Source organism: Microbispora sp. H11081 (genome assembly GCF_012999535.1).
Lineage (GTDB): Bacteria > Actinomycetota > Actinomycetes > Streptosporangiales > Streptosporangiaceae > Microbispora.
In genome coordinates, this window is sequence record NZ_JABBWV010000007.1 from 1 (window position 1) to 24,245 (window position 24,245).

The 24,245-nt window shown below is 70.4% G+C and carries 25 protein-coding genes and 2 pseudogenes; 15 read left to right on the plus strand and 12 right to left on the minus strand.

Annotated features, from left to right (window positions below):
- The 3 genes and pseudogenes from HHX31_RS18835 to HHX31_RS18845 form a co-directional block, all read right to left on the minus strand.
- Positions 1-867, minus strand: a pseudogene (locus HHX31_RS18835) (transposase); the annotation flags it as partial.
- A 460-nt stretch (positions 868-1,327) separates the two neighbouring features.
- Positions 1,328-2,377, minus strand: coding sequence for a hypothetical protein (locus HHX31_RS18840; protein WP_169949632.1), 1,050 nt, complete (start codon positions 2,375-2,377; stop codon positions 1,328-1,330).
- Complete coding sequence (locus HHX31_RS18845; protein ID WP_169949633.1) at positions 2,307-4,058, minus strand: hypothetical protein; 1,752 nt, start codon at positions 4,056-4,058, stop codon at positions 2,307-2,309. Before HHX31_RS18845 ends, HHX31_RS18840 begins: the two co-directional genes overlap by 71 nt.
- A 257-nt stretch (positions 4,059-4,315) precedes the next feature.
- On the opposite strand from HHX31_RS18845, the gene HHX31_RS18850 reads away from it, so the two are divergent.
- Entirely contained in the window at positions 4,316-4,495 is a 180-nt protein-coding gene (locus HHX31_RS18850; protein WP_169949634.1) for a hypothetical protein, read from the plus strand.
- A gap of 658 nt (positions 4,496-5,153) precedes the next feature.
- Here the strand turns inward: HHX31_RS18850 and HHX31_RS35745 are convergent.
- Positions 5,154-6,119 (minus strand): GNAT family N-acetyltransferase, encoded by a 966-nt coding sequence (locus HHX31_RS35745; protein ID WP_169949635.1) that lies wholly within the window; start codon positions 6,117-6,119, stop codon positions 5,154-5,156.
- A 125-nt stretch (positions 6,120-6,244) separates the two neighbouring features.
- Between HHX31_RS35745 and HHX31_RS18860 the strand changes: the two genes are divergently transcribed.
- The 4 genes from HHX31_RS18860 (at position 6,245) to HHX31_RS18875 (ending at position 10,293) form a co-directional block, all read left to right on the plus strand.
- Positions 6,245-6,862: a TetR/AcrR family transcriptional regulator gene (locus HHX31_RS18860; RefSeq protein ID WP_169949636.1), complete on the plus strand. Its 618-nt coding sequence runs from the start codon at positions 6,245-6,247 to the stop codon at positions 6,860-6,862.
- A 203-nt stretch (positions 6,863-7,065) separates the two neighbouring features.
- A complete protein-coding gene (locus tag HHX31_RS18865) occupies positions 7,066-8,523 on the plus strand; it encodes an MDR family MFS transporter (RefSeq protein WP_311932034.1) in 1,458 nt (485 codons plus the stop codon).
- Positions 8,524-8,606: 83 nt separating this feature from the next.
- A complete protein-coding gene (locus HHX31_RS18870) occupies positions 8,607-9,275 on the plus strand; it encodes a HEAT repeat domain-containing protein (RefSeq protein WP_169949638.1) in 669 nt (222 codons plus the stop codon).
- Between the two features lie 22 nt (positions 9,276-9,297).
- Entirely contained in the window at positions 9,298-10,293 is a 996-nt protein-coding gene (locus HHX31_RS18875; protein WP_311932134.1) for a HEAT repeat domain-containing protein, read from the plus strand.
- Positions 10,294-10,388: 95 nt separating this feature from the next.
- On the opposite strand, the gene HHX31_RS18880 is transcribed toward HHX31_RS18875, so the two are convergent.
- Both HHX31_RS18880 and HHX31_RS18885 read right to left on the minus strand, forming a co-directional pair.
- Complete coding sequence (locus HHX31_RS18880) at positions 10,389-11,561, minus strand: endo-1,4-beta-xylanase (RefSeq protein ID WP_169949640.1); 1,173 nt, start codon at positions 11,559-11,561, stop codon at positions 10,389-10,391.
- Between the two features lie 48 nt (positions 11,562-11,609).
- Positions 11,610-12,317: a polysaccharide deacetylase family protein gene (locus HHX31_RS18885; RefSeq protein ID WP_311932036.1), complete on the minus strand. Its 708-nt coding sequence runs from the start codon at positions 12,315-12,317 to the stop codon at positions 11,610-11,612.
- A 484-nt stretch (positions 12,318-12,801) separates the two neighbouring features.
- Here HHX31_RS18885 and HHX31_RS18890 point away from each other — a divergent pair, with 484 nt between their 5' ends.
- Entirely contained in the window at positions 12,802-13,947 is a 1,146-nt protein-coding gene (locus HHX31_RS18890) for a molybdopterin-dependent oxidoreductase (protein WP_169949641.1), read from the plus strand.
- On the plus strand, positions 13,944-14,366 hold the full coding sequence (locus HHX31_RS18895; RefSeq protein ID WP_169949642.1) for a hypothetical protein: 423 nt from the start codon (positions 13,944-13,946) through the stop codon (positions 14,364-14,366). The genes HHX31_RS18890 and HHX31_RS18895 overlap by 4 nt, the downstream gene beginning before the upstream one ends.
- On the opposite strand, the gene HHX31_RS18900 is transcribed toward HHX31_RS18895, so the two are convergent.
- The gene (locus tag HHX31_RS18900) at positions 14,250-15,440 is read right to left on the minus strand and encodes a hypothetical protein (RefSeq protein WP_211589959.1); all 1,191 of its coding nucleotides are present in this window, start codon (positions 15,438-15,440) and stop codon (positions 14,250-14,252) included. The two genes, HHX31_RS18895 and HHX31_RS18900, sit on opposite strands and share 117 nt — an antisense overlap.
- Positions 15,441-15,514: 74 nt before the next feature.
- On the opposite strand from HHX31_RS18900, the gene HHX31_RS18905 reads away from it, so the two are divergent.
- Complete coding sequence (locus HHX31_RS18905) at positions 15,515-16,117, plus strand: TetR/AcrR family transcriptional regulator (protein ID WP_169949643.1); 603 nt, start codon at positions 15,515-15,517, stop codon at positions 16,115-16,117.
- On the opposite strand, the gene HHX31_RS18910 is transcribed toward HHX31_RS18905, so the two are convergent.
- Positions 16,114-16,335 (minus strand): hypothetical protein, encoded by a 222-nt coding sequence (locus tag HHX31_RS18910; RefSeq protein ID WP_169949644.1) that lies wholly within the window; start codon positions 16,333-16,335, stop codon positions 16,114-16,116. The genes HHX31_RS18905 and HHX31_RS18910 overlap by 4 nt on opposite strands.
- Positions 16,332-17,003 carry an RNA polymerase sigma factor gene (locus HHX31_RS18915; protein ID WP_169949645.1) on the minus strand — a complete coding sequence of 224 codons (672 nt, stop codon included), beginning with the start codon at positions 17,001-17,003 and terminating at the stop codon, positions 16,332-16,334. Before HHX31_RS18915 ends, HHX31_RS18910 begins: the two co-directional genes overlap by 4 nt.
- Before the next feature lie 100 nt (positions 17,004-17,103).
- Here HHX31_RS18915 and HHX31_RS18920 point away from each other — a divergent pair, with 100 nt between their 5' ends.
- The 3 genes and pseudogenes from HHX31_RS18920 to HHX31_RS18930 all read left to right on the plus strand — a co-directional run bounded on the left by HHX31_RS18920 (position 17,104) and on the right by HHX31_RS18930 (position 18,580).
- Positions 17,104-17,586, plus strand: coding sequence for a peroxiredoxin family protein (locus tag HHX31_RS18920; protein ID WP_169949646.1), 483 nt, complete (start codon positions 17,104-17,106; stop codon positions 17,584-17,586).
- 24 nt (positions 17,587-17,610) lie between these two features.
- A pseudogene (locus HHX31_RS34470) lies at positions 17,611-17,763 on the plus strand (winged helix-turn-helix transcriptional regulator); the annotation flags it as partial.
- 82 nt (positions 17,764-17,845) lie between these two features.
- Positions 17,846-18,580, plus strand: coding sequence for an alanyl-tRNA editing protein (locus tag HHX31_RS18930; protein ID WP_169949648.1), 735 nt, complete (start codon positions 17,846-17,848; stop codon positions 18,578-18,580).
- Between the two features lie 141 nt (positions 18,581-18,721).
- On the opposite strand, the gene HHX31_RS18935 is transcribed toward HHX31_RS18930, so the two are convergent.
- Positions 18,722-19,246: a helix-turn-helix domain-containing protein gene (locus tag HHX31_RS18935; protein WP_169949649.1), complete on the minus strand. Its 525-nt coding sequence runs from the start codon at positions 19,244-19,246 to the stop codon at positions 18,722-18,724.
- Between the two features lie 80 nt (positions 19,247-19,326).
- Here HHX31_RS18935 and HHX31_RS18940 point away from each other — a divergent pair, with 80 nt between their 5' ends.
- Both HHX31_RS18940 and HHX31_RS18945 read left to right on the plus strand, forming a co-directional pair.
- Positions 19,327-19,668 (plus strand): hypothetical protein, encoded by a 342-nt coding sequence (locus HHX31_RS18940; RefSeq protein WP_169949650.1) that lies wholly within the window; start codon positions 19,327-19,329, stop codon positions 19,666-19,668.
- Between the two features lie 15 nt (positions 19,669-19,683).
- Positions 19,684-20,601 (plus strand): S9 family peptidase, encoded by a 918-nt coding sequence (locus HHX31_RS18945; RefSeq protein WP_169949651.1) that lies wholly within the window; start codon positions 19,684-19,686, stop codon positions 20,599-20,601.
- A 51-nt stretch (positions 20,602-20,652) separates the two neighbouring features.
- Here HHX31_RS18945 and HHX31_RS18950 read toward each other — a convergent pair whose 3' ends face one another.
- Positions 20,653-21,501, minus strand: coding sequence for a PIG-L family deacetylase (locus HHX31_RS18950; RefSeq protein ID WP_311932039.1), 849 nt, complete (start codon positions 21,499-21,501; stop codon positions 20,653-20,655).
- A gap of 10 nt (positions 21,502-21,511) precedes the next feature.
- The gene (locus HHX31_RS18955) at positions 21,512-22,771 is read right to left on the minus strand and encodes a sugar MFS transporter (protein ID WP_211589961.1); all 1,260 of its coding nucleotides are present in this window, start codon (positions 22,769-22,771) and stop codon (positions 21,512-21,514) included.
- A gap of 147 nt (positions 22,772-22,918) precedes the next feature.
- Here HHX31_RS18955 and HHX31_RS18960 point away from each other — a divergent pair, with 147 nt between their 5' ends.
- Positions 22,919-23,608, plus strand: a complete 690-nt coding sequence (locus HHX31_RS18960; RefSeq protein WP_211589963.1) for an alpha/beta fold hydrolase — start codon at positions 22,919-22,921, stop codon at positions 23,606-23,608.
- 112 nt (positions 23,609-23,720) lie between these two features.
- Positions 23,721-24,149 (plus strand): nuclear transport factor 2 family protein, encoded by a 429-nt coding sequence (locus HHX31_RS18965; protein WP_249346157.1) that lies wholly within the window; start codon positions 23,721-23,723, stop codon positions 24,147-24,149.
- Positions 24,150-24,245 lie beyond the last annotated feature (96 nt).

Sequence of the window (24,245 nt, forward strand, 5' to 3'; positions counted from 1 at the left end):
TCTCAGGGAGCTTGTCCCGGACATTCCTGATCTTGTGGAGCTGACAGCGCTGAATCACCGGGTGGTCGAACACATCCAGTACCGCCCGGCGCAGCGCTTTGGAGCCGTCGAGCACGACCAGGACGGGCGGGTGACGTTCAGGCCACGCTCGCGCAGGCCGACGATGAGTTCTCGGGCCAGGGTGGCGTTCTCGGTGGAGCCCTCCACCAACGCAAGAGGGTGCTTGGTGCCGTCGATGCCGATCCCCAGCGCCACGATGCAGGTGTGCTCGCCGAAGTGCACCCCGTCCAGCATGAGCGCGGCCAGATCCAGCCCGGACAGGTCGGCCGACATCAACTCCGCCAGGGCGCGCTCGGTGGCGGCGACGAACCGTCGTGAGATCGCCGACTTGGACGTGCCGGTGGAGGAGCGCTCGACGGCGCCGCCGACCGGCTCAAGCCCGAGCCGGTAGCGGCGGGTGGACAGCTTGCCGAGCATCTTGCCGAGCGCCATCTCATTGAGGATCTCGGTGGAGGAGAACAGTTCATAGGCCGGGATGGCGACCTCGCCTGCGCCGTCTGCGCTGCGTACGCGGGGGCGGCGGATCGGCAGCCTGCGGCCGCCCAGCACCACCGACCCGGCGTCGCTGCCATGCCGGACCGCGATGCGGTCGGGGTTGTGCTTGCCCCGGGGACCGCACAGCGCGGTGACGTCTTCCTCCAGCATCGCGAACATCACGGCCAGGCCGGACTGCACGGCCAGCGCGAGCAGGCCGTCCTTCATCGAGGCGGCGATCTGCTCCATGGCCACGCTCACGGTATGCGGAACGGCCACGTCTTCGGCGGCTTGCTGGGCGCGTCGGCGGTTGTTCTGGTAGGTCTTGCTCACGGTCCCCGTCTCCTTACTCGGAGTGATTTGGCGATTGCTCGAGACCTACCACCAGGTAGGGCCCGAGACGGGGACGGCCACTTCAAGTTCTACGAGCTACGGGACAACCTCCGCTGTTCTTTGGAGGTTGATTCGCCGAGCGCCCGGCACCCTCAGGCCGACCAGCCGAGGGTGCCGGTGCGAGAGGAGTGGGGGTCGCAAGGTCGCGGCGTTGGCGCTGAGACGCCATAGCCGCAGCGGTAGACGAAGGCGCCCGCGACGCTCCCACCCTTGTTCGACATGCAGCGATCAGCGCACCCGCCGGTGGTCGTTGCACCAGCGCAAGCTACCGCCCTCCGGGTTCACGTCGTAGCCGTAGCAGAGCATTACTCCTCTACAGTTCAGACCGGTTGGTCGTGCAGCTGGTTATGAGATGGGGAGCGTTCGAACGGCACAGCTCCACCCGAACGCCGACCTGTGGTTACTCCAAGTCCTCCCACCCCCAAGCGGCAGCGGCGCTTTGATTCGGTTCCCGCCCAAACCGAAACTGTTCCTGGTGATCACCCATTTTAAGGAACGCATCGAATCGCACTGCGGTAGGAAGCCGCTGGGCTAGCAGCGCGGCGGCCTGCTCGTGCGCTCCGGCCTTGCGCAACGCCCCCAGCAGGTCGGCCACGGCTCTGGGGTTGTCCAGGGTGGCGTGGGCGGCGGCGCGGTCGGCCAGCGCGGCGGCCTGCTCGTGCGCTCCGGCATTGCGCAACGCCCCCAGCAGGAAGGCCACGGCTCTGGGGTCGTCCAGGGCGGCGTGGGCGGCGGGGTCACGGGCCAGCAGCGCGGCGGCCTGCTCGTGCCCTTCGGCATTGCGCAATGCCCCCAGCAGGAAGGCCACGGCTCTGGGGTCGTCCAGGGCGGCGTGGGCGGCGGGGTCACGGGCCAGCAGCGCGGCGGCCTGCTCGTGCGCTCCGGCATTGCGCAATGCCCCCAGCAGGAAGGCCACGGCTCTGGGGTCGTCCAGGGCGGCGTGGGCGGCGGGGTCACGGGCCAGCAGCGCGGCGGCCTGCTCGTGCGCTCCGGCCTTGCGCAATGCCCCCAGCAGGAAGGCCACGGCTCTGGGGTTGTCCAGGGTGGCGTGGGCGGCGGCGCGGTCGGCCAGCGCGGCGGCCTGCTCGTGCGCTCCGGCCTTGCGCAACGCCCCCAGCAGGAAGGCCACGGCGCCGGGGTCGTCCAGGGCGGCGTGGGCGGCGGGGTCACGGGCCAGCAGCGCGGCGGCCTGCTCGTGCGCTCTGGCCTTGCGCAATGCCCCCAGCAGGAAGGCCACGGCTCTGGGGTTGTCCAGGGTGGCGTGGGCGGCGGCGCGGTCGGCCAGCGCGGCGGCCTGCTCGTGCGCTCTGGCCTTGCGCAATGCCCCCAGCAGGAAGGCCACGGCTCTGGGGTCGTCCAGGGTGGCGTGGGCGGCGGGGTCACGGGCCAGCAGCGCGGCGGCCTGCTCGTGCGCTCTGGCCTTGCGTAACGCCCCCAGCAGGTTGGCCACCGCGTAGGGGTTGTCCAGGGCGGCGTGGTTGGCCACCCAGGTGGCGGGGCGGTGGTCGCCTGGGTGCAGGGCGTACAGGTTTCTGATGAGGGCGGTGGCGGCCACCGTGTAGCCGTGCTCGGTGGCCTTCTTGTGGAGTTGAGCGGCGTCGCGATACAGGCCGCGGTCCCAGGCGGCGTCGCCGAGCGCGGTCAGGTCGGGGGGATGGGCGTGGGAAGCGGTCGCGGTCCAGAAGTCGATGGGGGGGGATCTGGTCAGCGCGGTGGCGGCGGCCGTGCTGGTCGAGGTAATCGGTCAGCTGGTACAGCGGCCCCGGCCGTGGCCGCGTGGCGGCATGGTGGGCGGTTGGGCGGGTCCGCTGGTTGCGGGAGGCGCCGGGCTTGACCGGGACCAGAATGCCGGGGATACCCTTACAAGGCCGGGTGACGTAGTCCAAAACCTCTTGCAGCCAATCCTCGCCGGTTTGGTGCCACTGGGTGTCGGTGAGGTAGCCGGGTGCGGCGTCGGCCAGCAGCGCCAGCGGCAGGTGCAGCCCGGCGCCGAGGCGGCGGGCGTCCATGGCGGCGTGGATCAGCGCTTCGGTGGCAGGCACGGCCTGGGCATAGCGGGCCAGCAGGACTGGCACCCCCGCCAGGTATTGGGTGATCTGACCATCCTCGGCGTGCTCGGCGGCCTCACCCAGGCGGGGATCTTCGCCGGTCAGGCCCGCCAGCGCATCCAGGGCGGCCCCGGCGAACGCATCCGGCACGCGGATGTCGTGGCCGTCCAGCAGCTCCCGAGCGTGGGCATGTGCATCCGGGTCCCTGCGGGTGCTCAGGGTGTCCCAGTGGTTCGGCCACAAGGTGGCAAGAATCAGTACCGGGCGGCGCTGCCGGTCGCGCAGCAGCTCGCGCAAGCCCGCGGCGACCTGCTCACCCACCTTCTCCGGCGCCAGGTACAACTGGGCCTCGTTCAGCCACACCACGGTGTACGGCGCGATGTTGTGGAGTTCGGCGAGGGCAGCGTCGGGGCGGGTGGGATCGATGGGATGCCACAGCCGCCACGGCTGGTCGGATTCCCGCAGCAGGGTGAGGGCTTCCCAACAGGCGCGGGTCTTGCCGGTAGAGGACCCGCCGACCAGCACCGCGATGCCGCTGGTCCCCGCGGCGGCGGCCGCCACCACCTCGCCCAGCGCCCGATCATGCTCGCGCGGGACGTACGCCGGAAGCTGGGGCAGACCGGCGATCGGGGCATCGATCGCGTGGTGAACCTCCAGGTTGAACCGGAACGGGTCGGTCACCTCGGAAAGCGGCCAGCCCGGCTGGAGCTGTTCCAGCACAGCCCGTCCCTGCGCGGCCTGCACCGCGGTACGCGTGCCGTCGGCGCGGCGGGCCGCCTCGGCCCGATGAACACGCCGCCACTGCTCCTCATGCAGCAGGGCGGCCACCGCCGGGTCGCCGGCCAGCCGTACCCCTTCGGCCTGCACCCGCACTGCACGCAGCACCGCCAAGAGTGAATCGATCTTCTGGGGGAAGTGCTCACCGCGCAGCCAGTTGCCGATCGTGCTCGGCCTCACCCCGGCGGCCCTGGCCAGCGCGCGGTCTGAGGGCTGGTGGTTCAGCCGGTCGTTGCGGAAGGCAGCCAGCTGGGTGATCAGCGACGCGTAGTCCTCCTGGCCCGGTCCGACCGCAGCGTGTGCCATCGCGTTCCGTCCCTCGCCCGCTCTCCTGCCCTCCAGGGACGTCCGGGCAGGGTGTCCAATCCGCCCTCTGGACACTCGTCCGCAACGGCCCTCCCCGTGCCGTTCACTTTAAGCCCGCGAGCAGCCCATCTCACCCCGATGTGTCCGACCTGCGATGTGACTCTTACTGGACGGCCCACTGGACAGTGAACCTCAGCTTCATCCACTGGACCCTGGCACCCACAGGGCCGCTCACCAATGACCTCGGGAGCCCTCGGATGAACCTGGCACAGATCCTGTCCCTGCTGCTGGCGGTGTCCATCGCGCTCAACATCGCGATCACCGCGTACCTGGTCGCCCGCGCCTCCGGCGTCGGTACCGCCCCGGCGATCCTCACTGGCGCCAGCGCCGGGGCAACCAGCCTCGGCCTCTACTTTGCCGCCGTCGCGGCCTACTAGTGACCAGACCACTATCTACACGGGGAGAGGGTGCCCGGAGAATTATCTTTCCGGGCTGGATGATCCGAGACAGCCACCGCATCTCACGGCAGTTGCTGTACAGCAGCGCCGTACAGCAACAGCCCCTTACGTAGTCGCATCCCGTCAGTCCGTATCTACCGCCAGAGCAGGGCGGACGTCCCGCGAGCGGTCCGCCAGCCGGCACACGGACAGGGCTGCTGGACGGCCCTGAGCGCGGGATATGCGCGGGATGATCTTGCTGGGCCAAGCCTCCGCTTGAGGCTGAGCCGCAGGTCAAGGCCATTCCGGGCGAGATATCCGTAGTGCTCTTGAAAACCGCTAGGCCGGGTGACCGGTCTCGTGGGTTCGAATCCCACGCTCTCCGCTCAACCAGCCAGAACGGCGTCTGACCAGCGACTTCGCTCGGTTCAGACGCCGTTGATCGTTCCAGCCGTGCGCCACCCTGAGCGGCTCTCGGCCGCTGCTCACGGAATATGCACGAAATGATCTTGTAGGCGAGTACGACCACTGGCTGCGAGCCTGGGAAGCCGACCCGGATGCTCGTCACTCCGGAGTACGTACGGGTTCGTCTGTTGGTAACGGCTGAATCGTGGCTCTGGCAAGCAAATGATCCTGGACCACATGTGAGGTGTTGCCCTCATTCGTCGTCCCAGGCCATCGAGGCCATTCTCCAGCCTGCTCGGGTGCGAAGGAACTGGGTGGTCTTGTGGCCGTGTCCCTCGAAGCGTTCTCCGTCCTGGACACCGGACTTGGCGTACTCGCTGAACCGGTGAGCGACCGATCCGAAGATCTCCGTGCGCTCGGAGACCTCCCACTCGGAGAACTCCGTCAGCGTTCCGTCGGTGAGCATCTTCTGGCGCGGTTCGATGAACGCGTCCACGTCCATGATCACGGGTTCGTCCCCGGCGTTCGAGATGATCCTTCCCTCCGGCACGAACAGGTCGCGGATGATGTCCAGATCGGGTCGCCTGCCGCCGGTGTTGGTGAACGAGTTCATGAACAGGCTCATCAGTCGGTCGAGTTCGGCCTGGATTCCTGATCCGGACGCGGCCGGCCCCGCTGCCGGCGGCCACTCCTCCGCCAGGACGGACCACACCTCGCTGTCCTGCCGCAGCCCGCGGTACGGATAACGCCGCCGGAGCACGCCGTCCCGGGTCATGCCCAGGCGGCGCGCGGACGCGATGCTACGCGTGTTGTCCGAGGAGACCCACCACTCGACCCGGCTCATCCCGCGTTCGGCGAAAGCCCAGCCGATCAGCGCCCGGCACGCGCGGGTCACCAGTCCGTGACCCTGCCCGGCCTCCTCAAGCCAGCAGCCGATCTCGCACACTCCCGAAGCGGTGTCGAAGCGGGTGAACATGACGCCGCCGACCAGCTCACCGTTTAGCCATATCCCGTAGATCCGGCCGCTGTCGGAGGCCAGGAGGTCGGCGTAGCGCTGGAGGGTCGTCGTGGCCGAGGGCAGGTCGGTGGTGAGTGACGCCCAGGGGATCCACGGGTCGACCAGGGGGCGGGCCCGGTCGATGTGCGCGAGGAACTCCGGTGCCTGCCAGGGTTCCAGAGGGCGGAGTTGAGCGTGGTCTCCGAGCGCGAGAGTGAACATGGGCGTTCTGCCCTCCAGGTTTCAGGCCGGTGAGGGAAACGGGGTGAGGCCGCCGGTACGGAGGCCGTCGGCGGGCACATGGCGAAGTGCGTGCGTAACAATCGTTTGGTACGTAGGCTAGCAGCATGCCCCCACCCGCACCCGGAGATCACGAAGCCCGCCGCAAGGACGTGTCCGAGGCGGTGTGGCAGGTCCTCGCCGTCAAAGGGTTCGGCGGCCTGACGCTGCGCGCCGTCGCCGCGGAGATGGGCGTCTCGACCGGCCTGCTGACGCACTACTTCCCGAGCAAACGGGCCCTTGTCACGCACGCGCTGGACCTGCTGGAACAGGACACCGCTGGACGCCCACGCCGGACGCCTCCCGCCGATGGCCTGCCCACCGTGCGGGCCATGCTGCTCGACATCCTGCCGCTCACCCCGGCCGGCACCGCCCGCAACCGCATCTGGGTCAGCTCCTGGGACCTCTCCCTCGCCGACGACGTGCTGTCCTCCCAACAGGGCGACCGCTACGCGAGGTTGCGCGACAGCTTCCACCCCCACCTCGAGACGGCACGCGGCCTCGGGGAGATCCCCGCAGACGCCGACCTCGGCCAACTGGCCGCCGCTGCCGTCGCGTTCGTACACGGACTCGTCGTCCAGGCGCTCTTCGACCCCGGGCGCTTCCCCGAGGACGTACAGATCGCCATGGTCGACGACTTCGTCGCCCGGCTCGTACGGTCCGGGCCTGACACGGCCCCCCGGTAGATGAGAGGTGCGCGACATCCGCAGGCGGAGTCGGCCCGGGGAAAACCTGGTGACATTTCGCATCGCTTGCCGGAATTCTGAGTGCGGGCGACGAGTTTGTCGGTGGTGGCTGTCAGGCTTGCCGTGCCCACGAACCCCGTGGGGCCCCGGCTGGGACGCCAGCCATGACCAGCTCATACCCTGCCAACGCTGATCGAGGTGCCGTGTCCGTCGCACAGCTTGATTCCCCTGCCGGTCCCGCGACCCCTGTCTCGGGCCGCACCCCGCCTGTGATCCGGTTGCTGGTGCTCGCCTCGTTCGTGGTCATCCTCAACGAGACGATCATGATCAACGCGATCCCGCGGCTGATGGACGCGCTGCACATCACCGAGCAGACCGCGCAGTGGCTCTCGACCGCCTTCATGTTGACCATGGCCGCCGTGATCCCGATCACCGGATGGTTCCTGCAGCGGGTGTCCACCCGTGCCGCGTACGCCACCGCGATGGGGTTGTTCCTGTTCGGCACGGCGTTGGCCGCCGTCGCGCCGTCGTTCGAGGTGCTGCTGGGCGCACGCGTCGTCCAGGCGTCGGGGACGGCAGTGATGTTGCCGCTGCTGATGACCACGTTGATGCAGGTGGTGCCGGAGGCGCAGCGCGGCCGAGTGATGGGCAACGTCTCCCTGGCCATCTCGGTCGCGCCCGCGATGGGCCCGACGGTCTCCGGTGTGATCCTCCATTTCGGGTCCTGGCGGCTGCTGTTCGCCGTGGTGCTCCCCATCGCGGCGTTGATCACATGGCGCGGCCTCAAGCAGCTCGAGAACGTGGGCGACACCGAGGCCGGTGCGATCGACTGGTTGAGCGTCGTGACCGCCGCCGCCGGTTTCGGCGGGCTGGTCTACGGGCTCAGCCGGTTCGAGGGCGGTGACAGTCGCGTGGCCGTCGCGATCGTGGGAGCGGGCCTGGCCGCCATCGCCGTCTTCGTGGTCCGCCAGGTGGCTCTGCAGAAGCGCGGCGAGCCGCTGCTGGACCTGCGGACCCTGCGCCACCGCGCGTACACGATCGCGCTGATCCTCATGTCGGTGTCCTTCATGGCGATGCTCGGCTCGATGATCCTGCTGCCGTTGTACCTGCAGAACGTCCGCCAGCTCAGCGCTCTGGAGACCGGGCTCCTCGTGATGCCGGGCGGCCTCGCGATGGGGCTGCTCGGGCCGACCGTCGGCCGCCTGTTCGACCGGTTCGGTGGCCGGGTCCTGGTCATTCCCGGCGCGATCGGGATCACGCTCGCGCTCGCCGGTCTCACCCAGGTCACCATGACCATGCCGTACTGGCAGCTTCTGGGGCTGCACGCGCTGTTGATGGTGAGCCTGGCCGCGACCTTCACCCCGGTGTTCACCATCGGGCTCGGAGCGGTTCCCCGGAAGCTCTACTCCCACGGCAGTTCGATCCTGAACACCCTGCAGCAGGTCGCCGCGGCCTTCGGCACGGCGCTGGTGATCACCGTGATGAGCGCGCGGGCCGACGCTCTGCGATCCGCGGGGGTCCCTGAGGTGCCGGCGAACCTCGACGGCATGCGGCTGGCCTTCGTCGTCTCCGCGGTGCTGTCCTTGGCCGTGGTCGTCACCGCCGTGCTCCTGCCGAGCCGCGCGAAGGATGTCGCCGAGCTCGAGGAATCCGGCCGATAGAGCAGGCATGCAAGCTCTGGCGGGGCTGCGCTTGACCTTGACACAGTGACAAGCCCTTCACTGTGTCCGAGGAGGTGGTCCCGATGGCCATGCCGAAACAGGACACGAACACGACCCGAGCGCTCCAGGGGCTGGAGAACGGCAGCGCCGCGGTGCGGCTGCAGGCGGTGATGGCGGTCGGGACGGCGCCCGACTCGCGCTTCGTCGACAAGCTCGTCGAGCGATGCGCGGTCGAGCCCGACTTCTACGTGCGCGACATGCTCACCTGGGCGCTCACCCGCCACGCGCCGTCGGAGACGGTCCCGAGGCTCGTCGGCGAGCTCCGTTCCGAACGCGCCCAGGCGCGGAGCCAGGCGTTGCACACGCTGTCCAAGATCGGGGATCGGGGGGCGTGGCCGGCGATCACCCGGGAGCTGCTGACCGACGCGGACGACGAGGTGGCGCGGAGCGCCTGGCGGGCGGCGGTCGTGCTCGTGCCCGAAGGTGAGGAAACTGGGCTGGCTGCGGTGCTGGCGACGCAGCTCGGGCGCGGCGAGCGTGAGACGCGGTTGAGCCTCAGCCGTGCGCTGATCGCGCTCGGCGAGGTGATCACGCCGGTGTTGCGCGCCGCGACGACGGACCCCGATCCCCGCGTACGGCAGCACGCGATCGCGACCGAGCGGTTGTCGCGCGACCCGGACGCGGGATTCGAATTCGCGATCGAGGAGGCGAAGCGCATCGTCGCCCTCGGTACGGCAGGCCGGGAGGAGTGACGGAGCGGTGTTGATCGGCGATGTGGCACGACGGTCCGGAGTCAGCGCCCGCATGCTCAGGCATTACGAGTCGCTCGGCCTGGTGCGGCCGACGGGTCGTAGCGAGGCCGGCTACCGGGAGTACTCCGGCGAGGACATCCAGCGGATCTTCCATATCGAGAGCCTGCGGTCGTTGGGGCTGTCGCTGCGTGAGGTCGGGCGCGCGCTGGACGATCCGGCCTTCACTCCGGCGGAGCTCGTCGAGGACCTCATCCGCGAGACGCGGGAACGCATCGCGCGGGAGACGGAGCTGCTGACGCGGCTGCGCCGGATCGGCGCGGCCGAACCCGCCGACTGGGAGGACGTCCTGCGGACCGTCGCGCTCCTCCAGGCTCTTGGGTCGGAGAGCGCGGGTAAGCGCCAGCGCGCGGCCCTGTCGTCGGCCCTGTCGTCGGCAGGAGAGACGCCGGTGGAGGCGCTGGTCGAGGCGGCGTTGCGCGAGTCCGACCCGAACGTCGCCGGAGCCCTCCGCTGGGCTCTGGCGCGATCGGGCGAGGGCGCGTTGGCGCCGCTGGCGGAGGGGCTCGCCTCCACCGTGGCCAAGGTGCGCAAACGCGCCGTCCAGTCCATCGCCGAGATCCCGGACGACGCCGCGACCGCGCTGCTGCGCGACGCGCTCACGAACCCCGACGTCGTGGTCCGCAGGTACGCGGCTCTGGCGCTCGCGGCACGTGGAGTGGCGGACGGGGTCCCGACGCTCATCGAGATGATCGTCGACGGGGTGAACGACACCGACGCGGCGGACGCGCTCGGCGCGCTGGCAGGTGACGAGGATCGGGCGGAACAGATCGCCGGCCGGCTCGTCGGCCGTCTCCCCCGCGGCGCCGCCGGGGCACCCGCACGGTTGCGGGTGACCCAGGCGCTGGCGGACATTCCGGGCCCGACGACGACGCGTGCGCTCGCGGAGCTGTCGCATGACGACGACCGTGCCGTGGCGCTCACGGCGGCGTACATCCTCAAGCTCCGCGGCGACACGTGATGATGTGCGCGCGCACGACGCCGTACGTCCTCTAGCTCCGCGACGCACGGGGCCGCCCCCTGAGAGATGCGGCCCCGTGCGTGCGGGGGTGTGGGTCAGGGACGGCCCGGACCGCCGGGGGCGCGGCGCGGAGCGCCCGCGGCGAGGGCGAGGTCCTGCTGGATCACGTAGTACTGCGACTTGGGCTTCAGGTCGGCGTCGTACAGCAGGGCGGCACCCTCCTGCGGGTTGGTGAACCAGCCGGGAATCCAGGAGTACGTGTCGCCGAAGCCCCACGGCGTGAACGAGATGCACTCGGGCACGGCCAGGCAGGCCTTCAGCGCGCGGGACCAGTAGCTCTCCTGCGCGTACGGCGCGAGCGGGCTGGTCGGGGTGTTCACGTTAGGCGCGGGCTCGGTGAACGTGCGGACGTCCACCTCGGTCTCGGCCACCTTCAGGCCGAGGTCGGCGAAGCGCTGCAGGTTGTTCTGCAGGTCGGGGAAGCCGTACTGGGTGGCCAGGTGGCCCTGGAAGCCGACGCCGTCGATCGGCACGCGCTGGGCCTGCAGGGTCTTGACGAAGTCGTACACCGCGTTGCTCTTCGGCCCGGTGAACTCGAGGTTGTAGTCGTTGTAGAACAGCAGGGCCTTGGGGTCGGCCTCGCGCGCCCAGCGGAAGGCGTCGGCGATGTAGCCCAGGCCGCCCCACGCCTTGTACCAGACGGTCTCGCGGGGCTTTCCTTCGTCGTCGAAGGCCTCGTTGACGACGTCCCACTGCCAGATGTCGCCCTTGAAGTGCTTCACCTGGTCCTGGACGTGCTTCTTGAGCAGGGCCTTCAGCTCGCTGTTGGACAGCGTGGTGGTGTAGCCGTCGGAGGAGAGCCAGGTGGGCAGCTGGCTGTGCCACACCAGCGTGTGGCCGCGGACCAGCTGCTTGTTCTTCTTCGCGAAGGCGACCAGCTCGTCGGCCGCGGCCCAGTCGTACGTGCCGCGGGTGGGCTCGACGAGCTGCCACTTCATCACGTTCTCGGCGGTGACGCTGGAGAACTGCTCGGCCGTGATCTTGGTGTACTCGGCGTTGGTGCCGAGTTCGTCCATGTTCACGGCGGTGCCGATGCGCAGGCCGACCCGGTCGCCGAGCGCGCGCAGCGAGTCCGCCGGATAGGGGGTGGGCTTGCCGGGGCCGGCGGCGGGAGGTGCGGGCGCCGCCGAGGCCGAGGCGGTGAGAGTCACCCCGCCCAGCAGGACCGTGGCGCTCACGAGGCCGATGGACAGTGCGGAACGAAGCACACGAACTCCTCGGGGTGAAAGTGCGGGTTGATGGGTACTGCGGTCAGGTCAGCCCCGCCGGGCCGGCAGTGACAGGTGCCATCCCTCGGACCGGAGAGCGGGGATGACGGAGGAGACCGCGTCGACGGTCTGACTCCGGTCCCCGCCGCCGTCGTGCATGAGGACCACCGCGCCAGGCGTGATTCCCTCGCGCAGACGGCGTACGAGTTCGGCGGTGCCCGGCGGATCCCAGTCCCCGATGGCGAGACGCCAGCCCAGCGCCTGCATGCCGAGATCGGCTGCGACGGCCGGCGTCCGCCCCCAACTGCCGTACGGGGCCCGGAAGTACGGGATGCGTGCTCCCGGCACCGCCGCGCGGATCGCCGCGCTCGTCTCCATCAGGTCGGCGCGGATCCGCTCCGCCGGCCAGTTCGCCATGTCGTCGTGGTGCATGCCGTGGTTGCAGAGCGTGTGCCCGTCGGCGGCGATCCGCCGGACGACCTCCGGGTGCTGCCGCACGTGGTCACCCCAGAGGCAGAAGACCGCCTTCACGTGGTGCTCGCGCAGCGCCCCCAGCAGGCGCAGCGTGTCGGGAGGGTTCGGGCCGTCATCGAAGGTGAAGCCGACCGACATCCCGCCGGCGCGGGTGGAGTCGACGACAGTGGGAGTCGGGTTGTCCGCCTGGGCCGGAAACGCCATGCCCAGCACCAGACCTATCGCGGCCAGCGGGATCGCGAGAAGACGTGCCCGGCGTGGGCGCCGGCTTCGGTTGACCACGGTGACTCCATCTTCGAACGACGGTGACGCCCGAAAAGTTTCGGTGGTGTTACGAAAGTAATGCAGACCCTAGGAACATGCCCGTGGTACGTCAAGAGCCACGATCACCAGTTACTTCACGGGAGGCGCGGCAGACAAGGCGCGGCACACGAGTGTCAACATCTCTCCTGCCGCGACACAGGCCACAGTTGTTCCGAAAAATTTCGGGTTCCCGCAGGTGTCACGGTGAACGTTTCGTACGGCCCTCGCCCTCCGGGGTCACGCTCCTCGCCCCGCGAGCGTCCGCCGGCGGCCGGGTGAGAGACCTCGTGGCCGTCCTGCTCCGCGCCGGCCGCCCCCGGCTGCTCGTCACCGGTCCGTAAGCATTCGCGGGCCTTGGCGCCGGTACGGTCGCGACTGTGCTTCCGAATTTCCTTTCCGGCGCGGATCGCCATTCACCGCTGTTCCGGGAGAAAGAGGCCGGACGATGGCCCGTGGTTCTGTGATGAGGGAACGGATCGAAACGCTGGCGCGGGGTGTGCCCGGCCGTTTCGGCAGCGCGCTGCACTCCGAGCGGGTGGCCGCCCGGCTCGGTCTGTGGCTCGGGATCAGTTTCACCGCCGCCTTCGTCACCGGTCTGTTCAGCCACTTCACGCAGCATCCGCCAGGCCGCCTGGCATGGCCGTCCCGGCCGGTCGGGCTCTACCGGGTCACGCAGGGCATCCACGTGATCGGCGGGCTGGCGACGATTCCGCTGCTTTTCGCGAAACTCTGGACCGTTTATCCGAAGCTTTGGCAGTGGCCGCCTTTCCGGTCGTTCTCCCACGCCGTGGAACGCGCGCTCGTGCTCGTTCTCGTCGGCGCTTCGCTGTTCCAGCTGATAACCGGTCTGCTCAATGTCTCGTACGTTTACCTGTGGCCGTTCTCCTTCCCGGCCGCGCATTACTGGACGGCGTACCTCCTCTACGGGGCCCTGGTCATTCACGTCGTGAACGAATGGGCGAAGGTGCGCAGGTGGTTGTGGACGCGGGAAGAGGTCGAGCCGCGGGAGACGGTGACGGCGCGGCGGCGTTTCCTCGGCACCGTGGCCGCCGCGTCGGGCCTCACCGTCCTGTTCACGGTGGGCGAGACGTACGCGCCGCTGTCCGGGCTCGCCCTGCTGGCGCCCCGCGACCCCCGCGTCGGCCCGCAGGGCCTCCCGGTCAACAGGTCCGCCGCGGCGGCGGGAGTGACCGCGATGATCCACGATCCGGGGTATCGGCTAACCGTGACCGGCGCGGTCGGCACGCCGCTGTCCCTGACGTACGCCGACCTGCTGCGGCTCCCGCAGCACACCGTCCGGCTGCCGATCGCCTGCGTGGAGGGCTGGAGCGCGGAGGCCGAGTGGTCGGGGGTCCGGCTGCGCGATCTCGCGGCCATGGCCGGTGTCGCACCGGACGCCGTCCTCACCGTCGAGTCGCTGGAAAGGGGCGGGGGATACCGGTCGAGCGAGGTGCGGGCACCGCACTGGGGCGACCCGCTCACGCTGCTGGCGCTGCGGGTCGGCGGCGAGCCGCTCGCGCCCGACCACGGTTTCCCCGTACGGCTGATCGCGCCGAACCGGCCGGGCGCGCTGCAGACCAAATGGGTGTCGAAGGTGGTGGCCGCGTGAAGAACGGCGTGAACGCACCGCGCCTGCTGGGGTACGGAATCGGCGGCGGCCTCGTCGTCACCGGGCTCGCCGGCCTGGTCGTGGACGCCCGCCTCACCGACCCGCTCGGCTGGGCCCTGTGGTTCGGCGGTCTGGTCGTGGCGCACGACGGGGTGCTCGTGCCGTTCGTCCTGCTCACCGGCGTGGCCGTCGGGCGGCTGCGCGAGCCGGCACCGGTGCGGGCCGGGCTGATCGTCGCGGCCGTGCTGTCCTTCCTCGCCCTGCCGATGGTCACCGGTTTCGGTCGCCGGGCCGACAATCCTTCACTCCTGCCGCTGGACTACGGGCGCAACCTGCTCGTCGTCCTGGGCCTGATCGCGCTCGTGACGGCGTTCGCCACGATCGCCGTACGGCTGCGGGCCGGGCGCCGGCGTGGATAGACGCCCGCTCAGCCGGTGGTTGGTCTCGGTCACCGCGTCGACGAGGTCGCGGTAGGGCTCGTCCCACGGGTCCTTCAGCCCGAATCCGCGGTGGGGGTTCTCGATCCAGCTGCACCAGTGCCAGCCCAGGCACCACGGGCGGGCGGCGAACGCCTCGGCCGCCGCCGTGTAACCCGCTCCGCGTTCCCGCTGGTCGCGGCAGGAGCCCGTACGGCCCGGGCTCATCGTCGTCGGGCACCAGTTGCCCGTGTCGGCGATCAGGACGGGCCGGGTGGTGCGTTCGTGCCACCGGCCGATGCGGTCGAGCGCCGCGTCGAGGTGGCCGGGCCCGGGAGGGGGGAACGCCTGCACCGACAGCACGTCGACGTACGGCGCCATGGCGTCGAGCACCGGCTCGGGCACCCCGGCCCGGGTGCCGTAACGGTCGCCGAGGATCAGGTGGTGGGGGTCGTGACGCCGGATCGCCTCGGTGGCGACGCGATAGTAGGCCTCCGCGATCGCGGGCAGCTCGTCGGCCGGGTAGCCGCCGCCCGCGGGGTGCGGGCCCCAGCAGGGCACGTCGACGAGGAAGTAGCCGAGCAGGTTCGGGTCGTCCGGGCGGCACAGCGTCCTGGCCAGGTGGTCGCACCACTCCGCGAAGGCCGGCGCACGGGGATCGCGGTAGGCCGGCGACCCGTTCCACAGCTCGATCTCGGCCACCCGCAGCGACAGCGTGTACGGCAGGCCCGCCCCGGCGAGCTCGTCGGGCGGCAGGCCGTCCGAGTGTCCGAGGTCGACGGCGCCGCCCTCTGTGGCGAGGCCGGCGCCGCTGACGTATTCCGAGGTCCAGCCGATCGTGTTGAACCCCCACGACCTCATCTCGGGCACCAGTCCCTCACGCAGCCAGCACCGGCGTGATCCTCCGTACCGCGTCCGGTAGATCCCGATGTTGTGCGAATATCGCAGGTTGGTGTCGTCCGCATGGACGACCCCGATGGACAGGAACGGAGTCCCGTCGGGCGTACACATAGACCATCGGTCGCGGCGTTCCACGGTGAAGCCGCGTCCGACGGTGGTGGCGGGGTTTCCGTTCACAGCGCGTTCCTCCTTCACGAGTCTCATACGCGAGACGAGATGCCTCGTCTCGCGTCAACCGTACACGAGACGAGATGTCTCGTCTCTTCCTCGGCTACAGTGAGCCCGTGCCCGCCGATCCCGCCCGCCGCAGCCAGGAGTCCTGGCGGGCGATCCTCGACGCCGCGTACGCGCTGTTCGTGGAGAACGGCTACCAGTCGGTCACCATGGGCGGCATCGCCGCCAGGGCGGGTGTGGGGCGGCAGACGCTGTACCGGTGGTGGCCCTCCAAGGGGGCGGTCGTCTTCGAGGCGTTCCTCGACAAGGTGAGCATCGGCCCCTTCCCCGCCGACGGCGGCTTCGCCGCCATCCTGCGCGCCTACGCGCACGGATTCCTCACCCTGTACGTGGACGGGGCCGGGGGAAGCCGGCTACGCGAACTGATCGGCGCCGCGCAGACCGACCCCGACCTGGCCCGTGCCATGGCGGAGCAGTGGTTCGAGCCCCGGCGGGCACCCGTGCGGCAGGCGCTGCGCGAGGCGCAGCGGGCCGGGGCCGTCCGCGCCGACGTCGATCCGGACACGGCTCTCGACCTCGTCTTCGCGCCGCTGCACTATCGCCTGCTGGTGTCGGGACAGCCCCTGGACGCGGCGTACGCCGACGCCGTTGTCGACCTCTGCCTCCACGCGTTGCGCTAGATCGAGTCGGCCACCGCGGCCAGCAGGCCCTCGAAATCCTCGTTGCAGGGACCGCAGGCGCGCAGGTGGACGGCGATACCCGGATATCGCTCCCGTGCCGCGTCCGGGTGCCGCGCCACGAGTTCGACGTACACGTGGAGCAGTTCCATCGCCTTATCGCAGCCCACGTCGCGCGGGTCGGTGCGCAGGAACCGGTCGAGTTCGTCCCAGCCGTTCATGACCGTCCTCGGATGCCGATGTCCAGATAACCTCCGGCGACGAGCGCGGCGCGCAGCTTCCGCCTGGCGTCGAACATCGTCTTGTAAACGGCGTTGCGGTTCGTGCCCAGCTCGACGGCCACGGCGTCCGCCGGGACGCCCTTGAGCACGATCGCGACGAAGATCTGGCGCTGCCGTTCGGTGAGCTCCTCGTCCACGGCCCGGCGCAGCGCGGCGAGCAGGTCGTGCCACTCGGAGCGTTCGGCTGGGTCGAACCCCAACCGGCCGGGCAGGCGCTCCCAGTCCTCGCCCTCCAGCGGTACTCCCGGATCGCGCCAGAAGTGGCGCCCGAGCTTGGCCGACACCTCCAGCACGGCGAACTTGTAGACCCAGGTGGTGAACCGGCTCTCCCCGCGGAACTGGCCGAGCTTCGCGATCACGGCAAGCAGGGCGTCGGCCGCGGCCTGGTGAGCCACGTCGTCCAGTTCGGGTCCGGACAGACGCAGCCGTGGAGCGCGCCTGCGCACCTCGTTGCCCGCCACGCGCAGCAGGATCGCGTGCAGCCGTTCCACGGCCGCCTCCCGCTCCGCTCCTGAGCCGCCGAGCGTACGCAGCCACTCGGCCGACTCCGCGTCGGCCGAGGCGAGGGTGGCCTGGTTCTCCCCGATGCCGCGATCCGACGCCGCCATGTGTCCGATGGTATTGACCGCTCTCGGGAGGTAAGACCTCGGCCGGTGGCGACGCGAAGACAGTGACAACGCGATTTCCCGAGACGACAGGAACATCGACATGACACTGCTCCACCCCGGTGACCGGTTCCCCGACCTGGCCGTAGCCCTGCCTGGCGGGGAGACTCTGCGCCTGCCCGACGCGCTGGCCGGGCACTTCGGCGTCGTCCTCTTCTACCGAGGTTCGTGGTGCCCGTACTGCAAGGCGCAGTTGCGGGCATTCCAGCGGTCGCTGGACACCCTCGCGGCTGTGGACGCCAAGGTGGTGGCCCTGTCGGTGGACGACGAGGCCACGACGCGGGAACTGGCCGGCACGCTCCGGCTGGACTTCCCGGTCGGCCACAGCGCCGACCCTGACCTGCTGGCCCGCGTGACCGGCGCCTTCGTCAACGACGACCCCAGGTATGTCCAGTCGACCGGCTTCGTGCTCGACCCCGACGGCCGGGTCGTCGTCGGCGTCTACTCCAGCGGAGCGATCGGCCGGCTCGTCCCCGACGACGTCGTCGGCCTGATCCGGTACATCAGGGAGCACTCGCCCGCCTGAAACCGCCACGTACGGCGGCTCGGTCGGGCCCTTCCCCACGCCGGTCAGAACGTGCTCAACCAGCGCCTGCGCGAACTGGAGCACGACGGCGTTGTCCGCCGGGTGGAGCTCGGGCCGCCGGTCAGCGCCCGCGCGTACGAACTGACCGACGACGGGTGGGCCCTCGAACGCCGGTGACCTGCGGGTGATCGGTGACGCCGACGCGGCCCAGCGGTTCTTCCGGCTTTTCGGGCCGACGACGCTGGTTAGACTCGGTGGGATGACGTTCGATCTGCACGGGCGGACGACGCGGCTGGAGCTGACCGACCAGGACCTGCGATCCTTCGAGGCGGTCGTGCTGGAGGCCACGCCGGACGGCATCGTCCTGGACCGCTCGGCCTTCTACCCGGGCGGCGGCGGACAGCCGCCGGACCGGGGCGTGCTGCTGTGGCAGGGCGTCGAGACCCGCATCGAAGGCGTGCGCAAGGGCGACGACCTCTACCTCGTCCCGGCGCCCGACGACCCGATCCCGCCCGCCGGCACGGTCGTACGGGCCGCGGTCGCCGACGAGCGGCGCACGGAGTTGATGCGCACCCACTCCGGCCTGCACGTCCTGTGCGGTGTGGTGTTCCGCGACTACGGGGCCCTGGTCACGGGCGGCAACATGGAGCAGATGACCGCGCGGATGGACTTCAACCTCCCCGAGGTGCCGCCCGGCTTCAAGGAGGCGGTCGAGGACGCCTGCAACGCCGAGATCGCCGCCGACCGCCGGATCGACGTACGGGTGCTGCCCCGCGAGGAGGCCTTCGCGATCCCCGACATCATCCGCACCGCGACGAACCTCGTGCCCGAGCACATCCCCGAGGTGCGGATCGTGGACATCGTTGGGCTGGACACCCAGGCCGACGGGGGCACGCACGTCGCCTCCACCAAGCAGATCGGCAGGATCAAGGTCGCCAAGATCGAGAGCAAGGGACGCGGCTTCCGCCGCCTGCGCATCACGATCTCCGACTAGACCGGTGGGGAGGCATCCCCGGCGCCGACCCCGGCGGGCGTGCGCCATGACCGGGCAGGCGTGATCTCCCCAGGCCGAGTGGGACCTCTACGTCGGTGACCGGCCGTGCGAACCGGTCTGCCGATCAGCGGCCGAAGCGCGTCAACGGCTCGGCATGACGATGGTGGACAGGATGCGCCGGGTGCGCCCCGGCCCAGGCTGGTTGGCGAGCCGGGGGAGTAGCACCTGCCTCATGTCATTGAGGAAGTCCTGGAACTCCTCGTCGCTGAGGTGCATGGCCACCTGCCGGAAGCCCACGCCGTCGCGGCCGAGGTCGACGTCGTCCCGGTCGAGATAGCGGTCGAAGTCGGCCAGCAGCGACGCGACGAACGTCAGGAACGCCTGACGGTGCTGGTCCGCGCTCAGCCCGGACGCGTCCTCGGCGCCGACGTTCGCGTTCTCCGCGCGCAGCCGGTAGGTCCGCTCGAAGGTGCCCCGCACCTTGCGTTCGGCCGCGACCTCCAGGACCTCGCCCTCGACCAGCGCCGCGATCTGCCTGTAGAGCGTCGCGGGCGGAACGTCGGGGAGCACCGCGCGGAGGTCGGCCGTCGTCAGCGTGCGCTCGCCCAGGAGTGCCTGGACGATGCGCAGCCGGATGGGGTGCAGCAGCAGTTCTGCCGTCGTCATGATCTGACGTTCTCACATTTGACATCATTCTCATAATCGAGAATAATCATACTCGTACAGCACGAACTGCGAGGAACGCCATGAGCACCGTGACCATCACCCCCGACGCCATCGAAGTCCGCCTCTCCCCCCTTGAGAAGGTCGGAGCCCTGCGCGCCGATCTGCGTGTCCCGCGGTCCGCCGTGCGCTCCGCGGAGGTCGTGGACGACGCGCTCCGCGCTGTGCGCGGCCTGCGCACCGGCCTCGGCGTGCCCCGCTTCCGCAAGCTCGGCACCTGGCACACGTGGAGGAGCATGGAGTTCGTCGACGTGCGCAGCGGTCAGCCGGCGGTGCGGATCCACCTCGAAGGGCGCGGCTACGACTCGCTGCTGCTGGGTGTGGACGACCCCGGCGCCGTGGTCGCCGCTCTCGAGGGTTCGTGAGAAGGGGCCATCGACATGCGTGACATCGACATCACCTTCACCTCGGCCGGCGAGCGGCTCACCGGCACGCTGACCCTGCCCGCGGGCGACGGGCCGTTCCCGGCGACGCTGCTGGTCCCGGGCTCGGGACCGGTGAACCGCGACTCCGACCACCGCAGGCTCCCCCTCGGGGTGACCCGCCAACTGGCGGAGGCGCTCGCCGCCGCCGGGATCGCGTCGCTCCGCTACGACAAGCGCGGGGTGGGGGCCAGCACCGGCGCCTTCCTCAAGGCCGGGTTCCGCGACAACATGGACGACGCGGGAGCCGCGCTGGCCGCGCTGCGCGAACGCCCGGAGATCGACTCCGGCCGCGTGGCGCTGACCGGGCACAGCGAGGGCGCGCTGATCGCGACGAACCTCGCCGCCCACGACCCCGCGGTGGCGGCGGTCGTGCTGTTGTCGGGCGCCGCCAAGATCGGCGCCGAGACGCTGCTGTGGCAGGCCGCGCGTCTCGCGCCGACCATGCCGGCGTTCGTCCGCGCGGTGCTGCGTCTCACCCGCACCGACCTGGTCGCCAAGGTCGCCAAGAACCATGAGCGCATCCGCCGTACGACGACCGACGCCGCCCGGATCGGCGGAGTCCGGGTGAACGCCCGGTGGACCCGCGAGTTCCTCGACTACGACCCGGCGGCCGACCTCGCCATGATCAAGGCGCCGGTGCTGGCCGTCACGGGGGAGAAGGACCTCCAGGTCGACCCCGCTGACCTCGCCCGCATGGCGGAACTGGTGCAGGGGCCGATCGAGACCCGTCGGATCCCCGACCTCAGCCACATCCTGCGCAGGCAGCCGGGGACCCCGTCGGTGCGCGCGTACAAGACCGAGGTGCGCGAGCCGATCGACGCCGAGGTGCGGGACCTCGTCACCGGCTGGCTGGTGAAAGAGCTGTCGCCGTGAGGTGACTCCCCGGCGTCGCGCTCACCCGCGAGGCGTCCCGAGCCGCACCGCTCAGTCGCGGAGGCCGGCGAACAGGTCGTCCTCGCGGGCGGGCGCGTCCACCCGGCTGAACTTCCTGACGAAGAACTCGTGCGAGAAGGCCCGGTGCTGAGCCTCCGGGGGCATCTTCAGCAGGATGATGGTGTCGGCCTGGCTCGCGTGCGCCCGCAGGGCCTTCACCTTCTGGTCCACGTACGGCGACACGTCGACGACGCTCGTGACGAGCTCCTCGGGGGTGCCGAAGTCGTCGGGGATCTCGAAGTCCTCCGGGGCCATGCCGCTGGACCGCATGAACTCGAACATCTCCTGGATCCGCTCCCGCGGCACCGCCAGGTAGTAGAGCTTGTCCGGGATGCCGGTCATCTCGGACGCCGCGACCGCGATGCGGTGGGCCTGGATGTGGTCGGGGTGCCCGTAGTTGCCGATCTCGTCGTACGTGACGACCACCTGGGGGCGGTAGCGCTCCATCAGCTCGGCGAGCCTGGCCGCGGCCGTCTCGACCGGGACGTTGGCGAACGCGTCGGGGTTGCCGTTGCCCTCCCAGCCGTCCATGCCGGAGTCGCGGTAGCCGAGCAGCTCCAGGTGGGAGATGCCGAGGTGGGCGACCGACTCGCTCAGCTCGGCCAGCCGCCGCTCGGCGACGGCGGCGTCGTCGTGGCCGGGCTGGCCCGGCTTCACCCCGCCGGGGCCGTCCCCCTGCTCGCCGTTGGTGCACGTCACGAGGACCGTACGGACACCCTCGGCGGTGAGTTTCGCGAGGATTCCGCCGGTGCCGATCACTTCGTCGTCGGGGTGGGCGTGCACGGCCATCAAGGTGAGCTGCCGGTCCATCCGATTCCCCCGGGTGTCGTTTACCGTCACCCGGACGACCCTATATCGCCCCTTGGTTCGGCGACTGGTTCGGCGACTGGTTCGGCGATGGTGCTCCCTTCACCATCGGCGCGGGGGCCGGGGCCATGCGGGTGGTCACCAGCCACCAGACGACCAGTTGCAGCAGGGCCAGCGCCAGGGCGAAGGGCGGCAGCGTCCAGGCGCCGATCCCCTGCGCGATCGCCCCCGCCAGCCAGGGGAAGACCGCGCCGCCGACCACGGACACCCCGTTGATCAACCCGATGGCGGTGGGCACCAGCCGGGCCACGGTGAGGCGCGGCGCCACGGCCATCGTGGTGGGGAAGACCGGGCCGAGCCAGAAGCCGAGCAGCACGAGGCTCACGCTGGCCATCGCGGCGCCCGGCGCGAGCCAGGCCATTGTGGTGCTGATCGTGATGCCGGCCAGGCAGAGGAAGGTCATGCCGGTCGCGGTCATGCCGAACCTCGTCGCCACCGGGCTGATGAGGAAGCGCCCGAGTGCGAGGCCGAGCCAGTAGCCGGAGATCGTGTAGCCGGCCAGCAGGCCGCTCTGGCCCCGGTCGTCCACGAGGAACGTGAACCCCCAGTTGCCGACGCTCAGCTCCAGGCCGACGTACACGGCGAGGAAGACGGCACCCAGCAGGACGGCGGGCTGCCGCGACGCGGTGGCGAGCAGTCCGCCGCCCGCGTCCGCGTGTTCCCCCGCGGGCACCGGCGGCGGGGCCTCGCGGGCGGGCAGGGTCAGCCGGAAGCCGATCAGCAGCGGCAGGCAGACCACGGCCAGGACCAGCCACACGGCCGTCCAGGGCAGGAAGGTCAGGATCCCGGTGGCCAGGAGCGGCCCGAGCAGCGCGCCGACGCCGAAGAACGCGTGCAGGCGGTTGAGCAGCGTCGTCGCTCCCGGCAGGTCGGTCAGGTAGGCGTTCAGCACCGACTCGAGGACGCCCGTGCCGTACCCGACCACGACCTGGGCGGCCAGGAAGGCGAGGAACGGCGGGCGTACGGCCGTGAAGAGGGCGGCCAGCATGAACGTGCCGCCGCCGATGACGAGCGAGGTCCGGATCCCGAAGCGGTGGATCAGGGGACCGGCGGTCGATCCTGCCAGCATGAACCCGGCGGAGAAGGCGAAGAACTGGGTGCCGATCGTGGCCTTGTCGAGGCCGTAGTCGTCGATCTGCGCGGGCAGCAGCACCCCGCCCACGCCGGCGCTCAACCCGACCAGGACGAAGGCGACATAGGAGAGCGCGACCGGCGCCCAGAACTCGCGCCGCAGTGCGGACACCTGACCTCCCGCGTACGAGCAGCCTCCCGGCCACCCGGCGTGCGGGATCGGCCGGATCCGTGATCAACGGTGATCCCGTTTTCGGCGTCATGCTACTTGGAGCGCGTGTCGCTCCCCCAGGGGTTTTCGGGTGGATATCGTCGCCATGTGACGGATCATGCGATGGTCCAGGCGAACGGCGTCCGCATCGCGTACCGGACGTACGGGCCGGACGGGCCGGACGGCGGCGTGCCGCTGGTCCTGCTGCACGGGCTGGGCGGGGGCATGGCCGGCTGGGCGGACGTCGCGCCGGTGCTGGCCGCCCATCGGCACGTGTACGCCCTCGACCTGCGCGGCCACGGCGCCAGCGACCGGCCGGGGGACTACGGCCTGGAACTCATGCGCGACGACGTCCTCGCCTTCCTCGACGCGCTGTCGCTCGGCACGGTGGATGTGATCGGGCACTCGATGGGCGGCATCGTGGCCTACCTGCTCGCCGCCGAGCGGCCGGACCGGGTGCGGACGCTGATCCTGGAGGACGTCCCGCTCCCCGTGCCGCGCGTCCCGCCTCCGCTCGTACGGCCGGAGGAGCCGCTGACGTTCGACTGGGCCATGGTGGAGGCGGTCAGGCCCGAGATCGACCGGCCCGGCCCGGCGTGGCTGGGACGGCTGGGCCAGATCACCGCGCGCACACTCGTGATCGGCGGCGGGCCGGACAGTCACATCCCCCAGGACCGGGTCGCCGAGATGGCCCGCCGCGTCCCCGGCGCGACGCTCGTCACGATCCCGGCCGGGCACCTGGTGCACGAGAACGCCCCCGGCGCCTTCGTCCGCGAGGTGCTGGCCTTCCTCGGCTAGAGGCTGTCCGGCAGCCAGAAGACGGCGGCGGGCGGTGCGGGTGTTGCGCCTCCCTCTGACGTCCTTTGCCGACGCGGCGCTACCGTTGGTGTACGCCCTGGGGGTGATCCGTATGCCTGACGGCCGACAGCTGGCGGACCGTGTGCTGAGCGCGGTGAACGCTCATGACCTGGAACGGCTGTCGGCCTGCTACGACCGCCACGCCGTCATGTCCACGCCGCTGTGGAGCTGCGGAGGGCGCGAGCAGATCACCCGATACTGGGAGATCCTGTTCACCGGCTTCACCGACCTGGCCATGACGGTCTGGAACAGGGCGGAATCCGTCGATCCGGGCTTCAGCGAGTGGACGATGACCGGCACGCAGACGGGACGCTTCCCGCTGCCCGGCGGTGACGTCGCGAGCGCAAGCGGCAGGCGGATCACCGTCCGCGGGTGCGGGGCGTGCCAGGCGAAGGACGGTCTCGTGGTCGCCCACCGGGAGTATTTCGACCTGCTGGAGCTCTACTCCCAGCTCGGGTTCTCGTTCGCGCCCTCTCACTGACCGCACCCTTTCGCTGACCGCGCCCTCTCGATAACCCCGGTCTCTCGATAACCCGGGCCCCACTATCGGGTGATTTGTGGTGGTTTACGTAGCCTG

Excerpts from the sequence above, each read along its gene's own strand:
- HHX31_RS18920 (WP_169949646.1), top strand. The coding sequence starts at position 17,104 with ATGACACTGCTCCACCCCGGTGACCGGTTCCCCGACCTGGCCGTAGCC.
- HHX31_RS18850 (WP_169949634.1), top strand. The coding sequence starts at position 4,316 with ATGAACCTGGCACAGATCCTGTCCCTGCTGCTGGCGGTGTCCATCGCG.
- HHX31_RS18845 (WP_169949633.1), bottom strand. The coding sequence starts at position 4,058 with ATGGCACACGCTGCGGTCGGACCGGGCCAGGAGGACTACGCGTCGCTG.
- HHX31_RS18905 (WP_169949643.1), top strand. The coding sequence starts at position 15,515 with ATGTCTCGTCTCTTCCTCGGCTACAGTGAGCCCGTGCCCGCCGATCCC.
- HHX31_RS18890 (WP_169949641.1), top strand. The coding sequence starts at position 12,802 with ATGAGGGAACGGATCGAAACGCTGGCGCGGGGTGTGCCCGGCCGTTTC.
- HHX31_RS18940 (WP_169949650.1), top strand. The coding sequence starts at position 19,327 with ATGAGCACCGTGACCATCACCCCCGACGCCATCGAAGTCCGCCTCTCC.
- HHX31_RS35745 (WP_169949635.1), bottom strand. The coding sequence starts at position 6,119 with ATGTTCACTCTCGCGCTCGGAGACCACGCTCAACTCCGCCCTCTGGAA.
- HHX31_RS18910 (WP_169949644.1), bottom strand. The coding sequence starts at position 16,335 with ATGAACGGCTGGGACGAACTCGACCGGTTCCTGCGCACCGACCCGCGC.
- HHX31_RS18860 (WP_169949636.1), top strand. The coding sequence starts at position 6,245 with ATGCCCCCACCCGCACCCGGAGATCACGAAGCCCGCCGCAAGGACGTG.
- HHX31_RS18965 (WP_249346157.1), top strand. The coding sequence starts at position 23,721 with ATGCCTGACGGCCGACAGCTGGCGGACCGTGTGCTGAGCGCGGTGAAC.
- HHX31_RS18915 (WP_169949645.1), bottom strand. The coding sequence starts at position 17,003 with ATGGCGGCGTCGGATCGCGGCATCGGGGAGAACCAGGCCACCCTCGCC.
- HHX31_RS18870 (WP_169949638.1), top strand. The coding sequence starts at position 8,607 with ATGGCCATGCCGAAACAGGACACGAACACGACCCGAGCGCTCCAGGGG.
- HHX31_RS18945 (WP_169949651.1), top strand. The coding sequence starts at position 19,684 with ATGCGTGACATCGACATCACCTTCACCTCGGCCGGCGAGCGGCTCACC.
- HHX31_RS18930 (WP_169949648.1), top strand. The coding sequence starts at position 17,846 with ATGACGTTCGATCTGCACGGGCGGACGACGCGGCTGGAGCTGACCGAC.
- HHX31_RS18935 (WP_169949649.1), bottom strand. The coding sequence starts at position 19,246 with ATGACGACGGCAGAACTGCTGCTGCACCCCATCCGGCTGCGCATCGTC.